This window comes from Kineococcus sp. GCM10028916 (assembly GCF_042674865.1).
Classification (GTDB): Bacteria; Actinomycetota; Actinomycetes; order Actinomycetales; family Kineococcaceae; genus Kineococcus.
Genome location: NZ_JBHTFM010000016.1, coordinates 479,486 through 492,266, shown reverse-complemented (window position 1 = coordinate 492,266; position 12,781 = coordinate 479,486). Strand labels below are relative to the sequence as shown.

The window sequence follows — 12,781 nt, the reverse complement described above, 5'->3', positions numbered from 1 at the left end:
GCGGGCGGACGAACGGCAGGTCGGGGCTCACCCCACCAGTGTCGCGCCCTCGCGGACCTCGACCGCACCGGGACCCGTGGACGCCAGGCTCGTCGGACCCCCGTGACGGGCCGCGGCCTCCGCCGCGTCCTTCACGTTCTTCTGCATGCCACCGAACACGACCCCGTGGAACGGGCTGATCGCCGCCCAGTAGGCCTGGCCCGCCAGACCGCGGGGGTGGAAGAGGGCCCGCTGGTGGAAGAGCGTGCGCCCCACGGCGTCCGTCTCGACCCGCAGGTCCAGCCAGGCCAGCCCCGGCAGCTTCATCTCGGCGCGCAGCCGCAGCAGCCGGTCGGCCTGACGGTCCTCCACGCGCCACCAGTCCACGGCGTCGCCGATCATCAGGTGCTTGGGATCACGCCGACCCCGGCGCAGCCCCGGACCCCCGGAGAAGCGGTCCATCACGCCGCGGACCGCCCACGCCATCGGCCACGAGTACCAGCCCTGCTCGCCGCCGATCCCCTCCAGCACCTCCCACAGCACGTGCGGCGGGGCGTCGACGACGGTCGTGCGCTCGTCGACGTAGAGGCTGCCACCGGCCCAGTCCGGGTCGGAGGGCAGCGGGTCGCTGGGGGCGCCCGGCACGGACGCCGAACTCCACCGCGTCTCGACGTTGGCGTCCTGGATGCGCTGCAGGGCCAGCGCCACCGCGCGCTTGAAGGGGATGAGGCCCTCCGCCGGGTCCGGGACGTACCCGGCGATGTCGTGCTCCTGGCAGAACACCTCGTGCACCAGGCTCTCCACCAGCGGACGGGCGATGGACTTGGGGACGGGGGTCACCGTCCCGACCCAGTGGCTGGACAGCTTGGGGGACATCACCTTCACGGGGAGGACGTAGCGCTTGGGGAGGCCGGCCACCTCCGCGTACCCGCGCATCATGTCGAGGTAGGTCATGACGTCGGGGCCACCGATGTCGAAGGTGCGGTTGACGTCCGCGGGCATCGAGGCCGAGGCGACGAGGTAGCGCAGCACGTCGCGCACCGCGATCGGCTGGATCCGGTTGTGCACCCAGCGCGGGCACACCATCACGGGCAGCCGCTCGGTGAGGTAGCGCATCATCTCGAAGCTCGCCGAGCCGGAGCCGAGGATCACCGCCGCCTGCAGCACCGTCGTCGGGACGGGGGAGTCGAGCAGGATCTCGCCCACCTCCCGGCGCGACTCGAGGTGGGTGGAGAGCTCCTCGCCCTCGGGGTGCATGCCGCCGAGGTAGACGACCCGGGAGACCCCCTGCTCCGCCGCCGCCCGCGCGAAGGTCCGGGCGGTGCGGCGGTCCTTGGAGGAGAAGTGCCCGCCGCCGCTCATCGCGTGGATCAGGTAGTAGGCGACGTCGACGCCCTCCAGCGCGGCGGTGACCTGCCCGGCGTCGGAGGCGTCGGCCTGCACGACCTCGACGTCCTCGATCCAGGGCCGGTCCCGCAACGCCTCGGGGCGGCGCGCCATCGCCCGCACCCGGAAACCGGCCTCGAGCAGCTCGGGGACCAGCCGACCACCGATGTACCCGGTCACCCCGGTCACCAGCGCGAGCCGGCCCTCACCTGCTGCGATGTCGCTCATGGCCCCAGTGTCCGAGCGGAACACCACCCCCGCGACTCGGCGGGCCCGCGGCCTCAGAGACCGCGGTTCGTCGTCCCCGGATCCGCGGCCGCGGCGTCCTGGGCCGCGACGTCCGCCTCGCTCGGGGCAGGCGGCTGCGGGGTGAGCGCCGCGGTGGGGTCGCTCAGGCGACGGGCCTGCGGAGCGTGGTCGTCGTGGCGCAGGAACACGGTGCGCTGGGCCAGGGGGAACTCGATCCCCTCGGCGTCGAAGACGGCCTTGATGCGGCGCAGCAGCTCGCGCTGGACGGCCCACTGCTGCATCGGACGGGTCTTCACGACGAGGCGCAGGACGATCCCGTCGGTCGTCATCTTCTCGACGCCCCACACCTCGGGGGCGTCCATCACGAGAGGGCTCCAGTCGTCCTCGGCGACCAGGTCGTCCGCGATGCGCTGCAGGACCTCCTGCACGCGGGCGAGGTTCTCCCCGTAGGCGACGGAGACGTCGACGACGGCCCGGGCCCAGCCCTGGCTCTGGTTCCCGACCCGCACGATCTCACCGTTGCGGACGTACCAGACGGTGCCCTTGACGTCGCGCAACCGCGTCACCCGCAGGCCGACGGCCTCCACGGTGCCCGAGGCGTCCCCGAGGTCGACGGAGTCACCCACGCCGTACTGGTCCTCGGCGAGCATGAACACGCCCGACAGGAAGTCCTTCACCAGCGCCTGCGCACCGAACCCCAGCGCGACCCCCGCGATCCCGGCCGAGGCCAGGAACGGTGCGATGGCGATGCCGATGGTGTCGAGCACCACGAGGACGGCCAGGATCCCCAGCACGAACGTGACGGTCGACTTGAGCACCGAGGCGAGGGTCTCGGCCCGTTGCTGACGGCGTTCGTTGAGCAACGGCGAGGACTCGAGCAGCCCGTTGCGGCGGCCGCCGCTGCCGCCGAGCTTCCCGGCCCCCGTCGAGATCCCCGTCGCGACCCGGCCGATGACCCGCATCAGCAGGAACCGGGCGATCCAGCAGATCAGCAGGACGATGACGATCTTCAGGGGCTTGTCGAGCAGGAACGTGACGACGCTCTGGGCGCCGTCGGCGGCGTCCTCCGAGGTGACGCCGGTGAGGGCGTGGGTGATCGAGTCCAGCACGGGGTGGGACGACTCCTTCTGCGTGGTGTTCCTGCGTGGTGTTCCTGCGTGGTGTTCCTGCGTGGTGTTCCTGCGTGGTGTTCCTGCGTGGTGTTCCTGCGTGGTGTTCCTGCGTGGTGTTCCTGCGTGGTGTTCCTGCGTGGTGTTCCGGGGGTCAGCCGAGGTCGAGGCCGGTGGCCCGCGCCGCGAAGGCGAGGGTGTCGCGCACGAGACCGGCGCTGCGCGAGAGCGAACGGGCACCGTGCCCCACGTCCTTCTCCCGGCGCAACAGCACCGGGCGGGTGCCCGGGTCGCTCGCGGTCGCGTGCTGCAGGGCGGCGCACAGCTTCCGGGCGTGCAACGGGTCCACCCGGGAGTCCCCGTCGAACACGGTGAACAGCACGGCCGGGTAGGCGGTCCCCGCCACCACGCGGTGGTACGGCGAGTACGCGTGCAACCACCCGAACTCCGTCGCGTCGGCGGCGCTCCCGTACTCGTCGCTCCAGGTGGCGCCCAGACCGTGCAGTTCGTAGCGGACCATGTCCAGCAGGGGGGCGCTGCAGACGACGCCCGCGAACAGCGACGGTTCCTGGGTGGCGGCCGCTCCGACCAGCAGCCCGCCGTTGGAGCCGCCGTGCACGCACAACTGCTCGTGGGTCGTGAACCCCCGCGCGACGAGGAAGCGGGCCGCCGCGTGGAAGTCGTCGAACACGTTCTGCTTGTGCTCGCGCATCCCCGCGCGGTGCCAGTCCTCGCCCTCCTCGCCGCCGCCGCGCAGGTTCGCCACCGCGTACACGCCGCCCGCCTCCACCCAGGCCAGCGCGTCGGGTGCGTAGTGCGGGGACAGGCTGATGCCGAACCCCCCGTAGCCGTAGAGGATCGCGGGCACCGGGGCGGTGGGGACGCCGTCGGCGTCGAGCAGGTCGGCGCGGACCGTGACCTGCAACCGGACGGTCGTGCCGTCGAGGCTCGGGTACTCCAGCAGCGTGCTGACCACCGCGGGGACCTCGACCGCACCGGGGGGCGCGGACTCCACGGAGAGTTCCCGGGTCCGGGCGTCGAAGTGCCAGACGTGCGTCGGGGTCGTCGCGTCGCTGTAGCCGAACCACAGGTCGTGGCCGGGTTCGGGACGTCCCACGAGACCGCCGATGGAGCCCGTCCCGGGCAGCTCGACGCGGCCCAGGTCACCCGGCAACCGTTCACCGGTCTCGAGGTCGTGCACCGTCACCGAACTCACGGCGTGCTCGGTCCAGCCCACGACCAGCAGGGGACGGGCGAGTTCGGGTCCGTCGAGGACCGCGACGTCGTCGAGCAGGGCCCGGCCCTGGGGGACGAGGTCGCGCCAGTGCTCCACCTCCGGGGTGGCCGGGTCGGTGACGGCGAGGCGGCCGCGGGGGGCGTCGAGGTCGGTGAACACGTAGAGGCGACCGTCACGGCCGACCCAGGCGCTGGTCTGCGCGTCCCGACCCGCCACCACGGTCCGCAGCTGCGGCGCCCCCGGGGCGGAGGTGGAGAGGTCGGCCAGCCAGAGGTCGTTGCGCGGCGCCGTCCCGTCCGAGGCGCTGACGACCAGCCAGCGGCCGTCGCGCGAGGTCCAGACGCCGTAGTAGTTCGTCACCGACAGCCCGTCGCCGAACACCTCGACGTCGCGGGCGGGATCGGTCCCCACCACGTGCAGGTAGACCCGGCGGTGGTACTGGCGCTCCTCGGCGGGCACGGCCTCGGCCGGCAACCGGCGGACGTAGTAGAACGAGCGCTCGCCGTCCGCGCCGGCGGGCAACCAGGCGATGGGGGAGTAGCGGGCCCGGTCGACCGGACCGTCCACGACCTCCCCCGTCGCGACGTCGAGCACCCGCAGGACGCTCTCCTCGCTGCCGCCCTCGGAGAGCTGGTAGGCCAGCAGGTCCCCCTCCACGCTGGGACGCCAACCGTCCAGGGTCGTCGTCCCCGACGGGTCCAGCGCGATCGGGTCGATCAGCGTCCGGGGCGCCGCACCGGGGTCCTCCACCTGCAGGACACCGTGCTCCGCGGTCGGCTCGCGACGGGTCCGGAACACCCGTTCCCCGCGGTGGACCGGGCTGCCGACGGAACCCGTCGCCATCAGCTCCCGCACCCGTCGTTCCACGCGGTCACGGCCCGGCAGCGTCGCGGCGTGGGCCGCCCACGCCTCGTCCTGCCACCGCGACCAGGCGAGCGTGCGCTCGTCCTCGACGTCCTCGAGCCAGCGGTAGGGGTCGGGGACCGCGACCCCGTGCAGCTCGTCGACGAGGTCGAGGCGCGGGGCGGGAGCCTCGCCTGCGGAGGTCGGGGTGCTCATGGGCGACCACCCTAGGCGCGGCCCCCGACGCGGCGCCCCGACGGGCACGGGTCCCGGATTCGAACGCGGTCACCCGGCGACGCGCACCCCGTGGACGAGCCTCCGCCGGTGTCCTCTGGCAGAGTCGCGGGGTGTCTTCTGACGTCGCCGACCCGGCCGTCCTCGCCGACCTCGCCACCGCCTGCGGGGTCGCCACGACCTTCACCGACTGGCAGGGGAAGTCGACCACCGTCCCCGCCAGCACCGTCACCGCCGTGCTCACCGCCATGGGGTTCGACGTGAGCACCACCGCCGCGGCTCGTCGTGCCCTGCACGACGTCAAGCTCGCCCCGTGGCGACGGGTGCTGCCACCGGTCGTGGTCGCCCGCGAGGGACGGCTCCACCACGTCCCCGTCCACGTCGCCCACGGTGACCCCGTCGACGTCGTCGTGGACCTCGAGGACGACGGCGGCTGGGCCCCGCTGCGCCAGGTCGACCGCTGGATCGACCCCGTGGACGTCGACGGCCGCCTCACCGGCCGCGCCACCTTCGAACTCCCCGACGACCTGCCGCTGGGCTGGCACGTCCTGCGCGCGCGCACCCCGGCGGGCGAGACCGAGTGCCCCGTCGTGGTCACCCCGGACGTGCTCGAACTGCCGCCGACGCTGCGCAGCGGCCGCAGCTGGGGGTACCAGACCCAGCTGTACTCGGTGCGCTCCTCGCGCTCCTGGGGCATCGGCGACCTCGCCGACCTCGCCGACCTCTCGGCCGTGGGGGCCTCCCAGGGGGCGGGCTGGATCCTGGTGAACCCGCTCGCCGCGGCCTCGCCCGTCCCGCCGATGGAGGCCTCGCCGTACCTGCCGACCACCCGGCGCTTCGTGAACCCCGTCTACCTGCGCGTCGAGGACGTCCACGAGGTCGCCTACCTCTCGCCCGGCGACCGGGCGCTGGTCGAACGCCTCGCCGAACGCGTCCGGCCCGCCGACCACGACGCGGGCGAGATCGACCGCGACGCCGCCTGGGCCGCGAAGCGGCAGGCGCTGGACGTCGTCTACGCGCACGGCCGGACCACCGCCCGGGAGGCCGCCTTCCGCCGCTACGTCGCCACCGAGGAGCCGGGGCTCTCCGGTTTCGCCACCTGGTGCGCGCTGGCCGAGCACTTCGGGCTGCCCGCCTCGGAGTGGCCGGCCGAGGCGGCCGACCCCGCGGCGGCCCAGGCCTCCGGGCTGGTCGACGAGCTCGCCGACCGCATCGAGTTCCACCGCTGGCTGCAGTGGCAGTGCGACGAGCAGCTGCGCACCGCCCAGGACGCCGCGACGGCGCCGGGCACCGGCCCGGGGATCGTCCACGACCTCGCCGTCGGCGTGCACCCCGACGGGGCCGACGTCTGGTCGCTGGGCGACGCCCTCGCGCACGGGGTCACCGTCGGCGCCCCGCCGGACGCGTTCAACCAGCAGGGCCAGGACTGGAGCCAGCCGCCGTGGCGGCCCGACCGCCTCGCCGACCTGGCCTACCGCCCCTTCCGCGACATGGTCCGCACGATCCTGCGGCACGCCGGTGGCCTGCGGGTCGACCACGTGCTGGGGCTGTTCCGGCTGTGGTGGATCCCGCAGGACGCTCCGCCCGCGGAGGGGACCTACGTCCGCTTCGACCACGAGGCCCTCATCGGCATCCTCGCGCTGGAGGCCCAGCGCGCCGGTGCCGTCCTCGTCGGCGAGGACCTCGGGACCGTCGAGCCGTGGGTGCGCGACTACCTCGCCGACCGCGGGATCCTCGGCAGCGCCGTCCTCTGGTTCGAGTACGACGAGGCCGAGCCGAAGGCGCCCGAGGACTTCCGCGAACTCGCGCTGGCCAGCGTCACCGTGCACGACCTCCCGCCGACCGCCGGCTACCTCGCCCAGGAGCACGTCGCCCTGCGCGACCGGCTCGGGCTGCTGACCCGGCCGGTCGCCGAGGAACGCGCCCGCGACGCCGCCGAGCAGGAACGCATCCTCGGTCTGGTCCGCGACCGCGGGCTGCTCGCCGCGGGCGCCGACGAGCAGGCGACCGTCGAGGCGCTGCACCGCTACCTCGCGCTGTCGCCCTCGCTGATGGTCGGGGTCTCGCTGGTCGACGCCGTGGGGGACCGCCGGACCCAGAACCAGCCGGGGACCTCCTCGGAGTACCCGAACTGGCGGATGCCCCTGACCGGACCCGACGGCGAGGTCGTCCTGCTCGAGGACCTGCCCACCAACCCCCGGGTGCAGTCGCTGGCCCGGGCCGTCGAGCAGGCGCTCGCGGAACCGGGCGACCCCGCGCAGCGGTGATGCAGGTCTGACACCCGCTTTCCGACCCCCGGCGTCGAGGTCGGCGCTGGACACGGCGGGACCGGGTGCCGCGAGGCACCCGGTCCCGTGCTCACGTCAGTGCGTGTCGCGCTCCTGGGCCCGCAGTGCGCGGGCCACACCGTCGCGGTTCTCCAGGACCAGCCGGCGCAGGGCCGGCGGCGCGTCGGGTTCGTCCTCGAGCCACCGGTCGGTGCGCTCCACGAGGGCGCTGTCCGCCAGCTCGAGCGGGTAGAGGCCCGTCACGATCTGCTGGGCCATCTCGTTGGTGCGCTCCGCCCACACCTCGCGCAGGGCGGCGAAGTACGGCTCCACGAACGGACGCAGCAGCGCCTCGTCGTGAGCCCGGCCGAAGCCGCCGATCACCGAGGCCTGCACGGCGTTCGGCAGGTCCCCCTCGGTCACGACGGCGTCCCACGCCCGCTGCTTGGCCGCCGGCGTCGGCAGGGCCGCGCGGGCGGCGGCGGCGGAGCGCTGCCCGGTGGCCGTCGCGTCGCGCGCCAGTTCGGCGTCGATCGCGTCGGCGCCGAGGGTGCCGCCGGCGACGAGCGCGGTCAGCAGGACCCAGCGCATGTCGGCGTCGACCTCGAGACCGTCGATGACCTGCGACCCGTCGTAGAGACCGGCGACGATCGCGAGGTGGGCCTCGCTGCGGGCCAAGGACGCGAACGCACGCACGAACTGCAGCTGGGTGTCGCTGCCGGCCGGTGCAGCCCGGAGCAGCTCCAGCAGCGTGTCCGCGGTGCGGGAGCGGACCTCGTCGCGGTGGGCCGGGGCGGTGTACAGCTCCACCGTCGTGCTCAGCTGGCGCAGCAGCACCAGCGCGACCGTGGAGTCGGCCCGGGCCGCGTCCCCGGGCAGCAGCGTCGTGAGCAGCAGGTCGACGTAGTCGCGGGCGGGGGACTCCCCGTCGCGCGTCATGTCCCACAGCGCCGCCGACACCAGCGAGCGCGGCAGCGAGTCGCGGAAGGCGTCGAGGTGCTGCAGCGCCGTGGTGAGCGAGGCCTCGTCGAGCCGGATCTTGGCGTAGGCGAGGTCGTCGTCGTTGACCAGCAGCAGGTCGGGACGCTTGCGGCCCACCAGTTGCGGCAGGTCGGTGCTCGCCCCCGCCGCGTCCAGCTCGATGCGGTCGGTGCGTTCGAAGGTGCCGTCGACGAGGTCGTAGCACCCGAGGGCGATCCGGTGCGCCCGCAGGTGCGGGTGCGCGGACGGGGCCTCCTGGACCAGGGCGGCCGCCGTGACGGTGCCGTCCGCGTCGGTGCTCAGCACCGGGCGCAGCGTCGCGACGCCCGCGGTCTCCAGCCACTCCCGCGACCAGGCGCCGAGGTCACGGCCGGAGGTCTTCTCCAGCTCCCGCAGCAGGTCCACGAGTTCGGTGTTGCCGAAGGCGTGGCGGGCGAAGTAGGCCCGGACCCCGGCCAGGAACTCCTCACGGCCGACGTAGGCCACGAGCTGCTTCAGGACGCTGGCGCCCTTGGCGTAGGTGATGCCGTCGAAGTTCACCTCGACGTCCTCGAGGTCATTGATCTCGGCGACGATGGGGTGCGTCGTGGGGAGCTGGTCCTGGCGGTAGGCCCAGGACTTCTCCAGGGAGTTGAACGTCGTCCAGGAACCCCGCCACTCCGTCGCCTCGGCCGCGCAGAGCGTCGACGCGAACTCCGCGAAGGACTCGTTGAGCCACAGGTCGTTCCACCAGCGCATCGTCACCAGGTCGCCGAACCACATGTGCGCCAGCTCGTGCAGGATGGTGACGACCCGGCGTTCGACGGTGGCCTGGGGGACCTTGGAGCGGAAGACGTAGCTCTCCACGAAGGTCACCGCCCCGGCGTTCTCCATCGCCCCAGCGTTGAACTCCGGGACGAACACCTGGTCGTACTTCGCGAAGGGGTAGGCGCGGTCGAACTCGCGCTCGAAGAACTCGAACCCGGCCTTCGTCGCGGCGACGACGTTGTGCGCGTCGAGGTGCTGGGCCAGCGACTTGCGGCAGTAGACGCCCAACGGGATCGTCCGGCCGTCGGAGGAGACCAGGGAGTCCTCGGAACCCTCGTAGGGCCCGGCGATGATCGCCGTCACGTAGGAGGAGAGCCGCGGGGTCGGTGCGAAGGTCGTCCGCCGGCCCGCGGTGACGTCCTCGGTCGAGGCGACGGGGGAGTTGGAGACGACGCGCCAGTGCGCCGGTGCCGTCACCACGAAGGTGAACTCGGCCTTGAGGTCGGGCTGCTCGAACACCGCGTAGACGCGTCGCGAGTCGGCGACCTCGAACTGGGAGTAGAGGTACACCTCGTCGTCGACGGGGTCGACGAAGCGGTGCAGCCCCTCGCCGGTGTTCATGTAGCGGCAGTCCGCGACCACGCGCAGCTCGTTCTCGGCGGCGAGGCCGTCGAGGGCGATGCGGGCCTCGTCGGCCACGACGGCGGGGTCGAGGGAGGTCCCGTTGAGGACCACCTCATGCACGCCGGCGCTGATGAGGTCGATGAAGGTGGAGGCGCCGGCGGTCGCGGTGAAGCGCACCGTCGTCGTCGAGCGGAACGTGCTGGGGCCGGTCGTCAGGTCCAGGTCGACGTCGTAGTGCTCGACCTGCACGAGCCCCGCACGGGTCCGCGCCTCCTCGCGCGTCAGGTTCTCGCCGGGCACCGCACGTCCTCTCGTCGTTGGAGCGTCGCCACGGGATGTCCCCCTGGACGACGCGAAGCACTCTGCCACGAGCCCCCGGCCCGTGGCCTGTCGCACCCGGCTGTCCCGTGTCGCCGGTCGGGAGCAGGATGACCGTCATGACCGCCACGACGCTCGAGAACACCACCGACACCACGACCGCGACCGCCGACTTCTGGTTCGACCCGCTGTGCCCGTGGGCCTGGATGACCTCCCGCTGGATCCTCGAGGTCGAGCAGGTGCGCGACATCACCGTCCGCTGGCACGTCATGAGCCTCTCCGTCCTCAACGAGGGCCGGGACCTCCCGCAGGAGTACCAGGAGCTGATGGCGAAGGGCTGGGGCCCGGTCCGGGTCGTCACCGCCGCGCGCAGCCTGCACGGCGACGAGGTGGTCCTGCCGCTGTACACGGCCATGGGCACCCGGATCCACCCCGGTGGCGACAAGGACTTCGACGTCGTGATCCGCGAGGCGCTCGCCGAGGTGGGACTGCCCGCCGACCTCGCGGCCGCCGCGCACACGGACACCTACGACGCCGAGCTGCGCGCCTCCCACCAGGAAGGGATCACCCGGGTCGGCGAGGACGTCGGGACGCCCGTCGTGGCCTTCGGCGACGTCGCCTTCTTCGGACCCGTCGTGACCCCCACACCCAAGGGCGAGGACGCGGGCCGACTGTGGGACGGCTGCGTCCTCGTCGCCGGGACCCCGGGGTTCTTCGAGCTCAAGCGCACCCGCACCCAGGGTCCCGTCTTCGACTGACCGTCAGGTCACGATCCGCTGGGGGAGTCCGCGCTCGTCCGGCTCCCCGCCGAGGACATCGGCGACACCCTCGACGAACCGCAACGCCGACCACGCGCACGCGGCCGCGTCGAGGTGGTCGTCGCCCGGGGGTGCGGGCGGCCCGTCCAGCCAGCCGGCGAGGGCCGCGACGCGTGCCTCGCGCCCGGCGGCGGTCTTCTTCGACGGCAGGACCGCCCCGGTCATCGCGGCGAACGAGAGCTCGGGGTGGGTCTCCACCGCGAGCCGCCGCACCCGGTCCTGCGTCAGGGCCTCGTCGAGGGCGAGGACGGGCCCGCGCAACCCCCACGTCTGGGCCGAGAGACCCTTCCCCCGCAGGAGCTCGCGGGACACCTGCCGCGCCGCGGTGTAGTCGGGTGCCCGCAGCACCGCGCGCGGCGGGACGAGGAAGACCCGGGCGTGGGCGCGACCGAGGGCCCGCTTCGCGAGCCGGTCGGCGGGGCGCCAGTCGTCGCGGGGCAGGCCGATCGGGACGTCGAAGCCGACGGCGAGGGCACCGGGCGCCGTCGCGAGGACCGTCTCGACGCCGGGTCCGGGCGCCGACCGCCACGCGAGGAGCCGCGCGGAGTGCGACGTGCCCTCGACGACGGCCACGGCCCAGCCCCCGCGAGCGCCGTCCACCCCGAGCACCACCGACCCCATGACGCGATCCTGGCAGGGGACTGCCAAGCTGGCTCCATGCGCGTCCACGTCGGTACCGACCACGCCGGGTTCGAGCTCAAGGAGCACCTCGTCGCCCACCTGCGCGAGCAGGGGCACGACGTCGTGGACCACGGGGCGCCGGTCTACGACTCCGTCGACGACTACCCGCCCTTCATCCTGCGCGCCGCGCTCGCCGTGTCGCAGGAGCCGGGCAGCCTCGGCATCGTCATCGGCGGCTCCGGCAACGGGGAGCAGATCGCGGCGAACGTCGTCCCCGGCATCCGGTGCGCGCTGGCGTGGTCCGTCGACACCGCCCGGCTGGCCCGCGAGCACAACAACGCCCAGTGCGTCGGCATCGGCGCCCGCATGCACAGCCTCGAGGAGGCCACGCTGCTGGCCGACACCTTCCTCGCGACGCCGTTCTCGAACGACCCGCGCCACGTGCGGCGCATCGAGATGCTCGACGACTTCGCCCGCACGGGGGAGCTGCCGCCCCTGCCGGCGAGCGCCACCGACGGGTCCTGATGCCGGAGGGCCACACCGTCCACGGCAACGCCCGTGACCTCTTCGCGCGCTTCGGTCGGTCGCCGGTCTGGGTGAGCAGCCCGCAGGGGCGCTTCACCGAGGGGGCCGCGCTGCTGCACGACGCGACGCTGGTCGCCACCGACGCGCACGGCAAGCACCTGCTCGCGCGCTTCGACAGCGGGCGCGTCCTGCACGTCCACCTCGGCCTGTACGGCAAGTGGACGGCCGGGGACGGGCAGCCGGAGCCGCCGCGTGGTCAGGTCCGGGTGCGCCTGGAGGCGGAGGGCGGCTGGGCGGACCTGCGCGGTCCGACCGCCTGCGAGGTCCTGGATCCCGGGGGTGTCGAGGCGCTGCACGCCCGGCTGGGGCAGGACCCGCTGCGTTCCGACGCCGACCAGGCCGTCGCCTTCGCACGGATCAGCCGCAGCCGGACGACCCTCGGTGCGCTGCTCATGCAGCAGGAGGTCGTCGCCGGGGTGGGAGCGGTCTACCGGGCGGAGGTGCTCTTCCGTGCGGGCGTCAACCCCTACCGTCCCGGCCGTGAGGTGACCCGGGAGGAGTGGGAGTCCGTCTGGAGCGACCTGGTGGTGCTCATGGGGGCCGGCCTGAAGGCCGGCCGGATCGTGACGACCCGTCCCGAGCACCGCGCGAAGCGGAAGGGGACGCCGACCCGGGGCGATGCGTTCTACGTCTACCGCCGGGCGGGTGAGCCGTGCCGGTTGTGCTCCACGCCGGTCGAGCACGCGCAGATGGTCAACCGGAACCTGACGTGGTGCCCGACCTGCCAACCCCGCTAGTTGAATACCACCAGTCGCACTCCATGGACGGAGAGTGACGACTAGA

Annotated in this window: 9 protein-coding genes; 4 read left to right on the top strand and 5 right to left on the bottom strand. The window is 73.5% G+C overall.

Annotation, left to right across the window (positions count from 1 at the left end):
- Positions 1-27: 27 nt before the first annotated feature.
- The 3 genes from ACFQ46_RS16065 to ACFQ46_RS16055 form a co-directional block, all read right to left on the bottom strand.
- Positions 28-1,593: an SDR family oxidoreductase gene (locus ACFQ46_RS16065; protein WP_380260369.1), complete on the bottom strand. Its 1,566-nt coding sequence runs from the start codon at positions 1,591-1,593 to the stop codon at positions 28-30.
- Positions 1,594-1,646: 53 nt separating this feature from the next.
- Positions 1,647-2,723, bottom strand: coding sequence for a mechanosensitive ion channel family protein (locus tag ACFQ46_RS16060; protein WP_380260368.1), 1,077 nt, complete (start codon positions 2,721-2,723; stop codon positions 1,647-1,649).
- Between the two features lie 154 nt (positions 2,724-2,877).
- Positions 2,878-5,019: a prolyl oligopeptidase family protein gene (locus ACFQ46_RS16055; RefSeq protein ID WP_380260367.1), complete on the bottom strand. Its 2,142-nt coding sequence runs from the start codon at positions 5,017-5,019 to the stop codon at positions 2,878-2,880.
- A gap of 131 nt (positions 5,020-5,150) precedes the next feature.
- Between ACFQ46_RS16055 and malQ the strand changes: the two genes are divergently transcribed.
- The gene (malQ, locus tag ACFQ46_RS16050; RefSeq protein ID WP_380260366.1) at positions 5,151-7,304 is read left to right on the top strand and encodes a 4-alpha-glucanotransferase; all 2,154 of its coding nucleotides are present in this window, start codon (positions 5,151-5,153) and stop codon (positions 7,302-7,304) included.
- Positions 7,305-7,400: 96 nt separating this feature from the next.
- Here the strand turns inward: malQ and pepN are convergent, their stop codons facing one another.
- On the bottom strand, positions 7,401-9,956 hold the full coding sequence (gene pepN / locus ACFQ46_RS16045) for an aminopeptidase N (protein WP_380260365.1): 2,556 nt from the start codon (positions 9,954-9,956) through the stop codon (positions 7,401-7,403).
- A 137-nt stretch (positions 9,957-10,093) separates the two neighbouring features.
- On the opposite strand from pepN, the gene ACFQ46_RS16040 reads away from it, so the two are divergent.
- Positions 10,094-10,732 carry a DsbA family protein gene (locus ACFQ46_RS16040; RefSeq protein ID WP_380260364.1) on the top strand — a complete coding sequence of 213 codons (639 nt, stop codon included), beginning with the start codon at positions 10,094-10,096 and terminating at the stop codon, positions 10,730-10,732.
- 3 nt (positions 10,733-10,735) lie between these two features.
- Here ACFQ46_RS16040 and ACFQ46_RS16035 read toward each other — a convergent pair whose 3' ends face one another.
- On the bottom strand, positions 10,736-11,413 hold the full coding sequence (locus ACFQ46_RS16035; protein WP_380260363.1) for a DUF429 domain-containing protein: 678 nt from the start codon (positions 11,411-11,413) through the stop codon (positions 10,736-10,738).
- A 36-nt stretch (positions 11,414-11,449) separates the two neighbouring features.
- Between ACFQ46_RS16035 and ACFQ46_RS16030 the strand changes: the two genes are divergently transcribed.
- A complete protein-coding gene (locus tag ACFQ46_RS16030; RefSeq protein ID WP_380260362.1) occupies positions 11,450-11,938 on the top strand; it encodes a ribose-5-phosphate isomerase in 489 nt (162 codons plus the stop codon).
- Positions 11,938-12,735 (top strand): Fpg/Nei family DNA glycosylase, encoded by a 798-nt coding sequence (locus ACFQ46_RS16025; RefSeq protein ID WP_380260361.1) that lies wholly within the window; start codon positions 11,938-11,940, stop codon positions 12,733-12,735. The genes ACFQ46_RS16030 and ACFQ46_RS16025 overlap by 1 nt, the downstream gene beginning before the upstream one ends.
- The last annotated feature ends 46 nt before the right edge of the window (positions 12,736-12,781 follow it).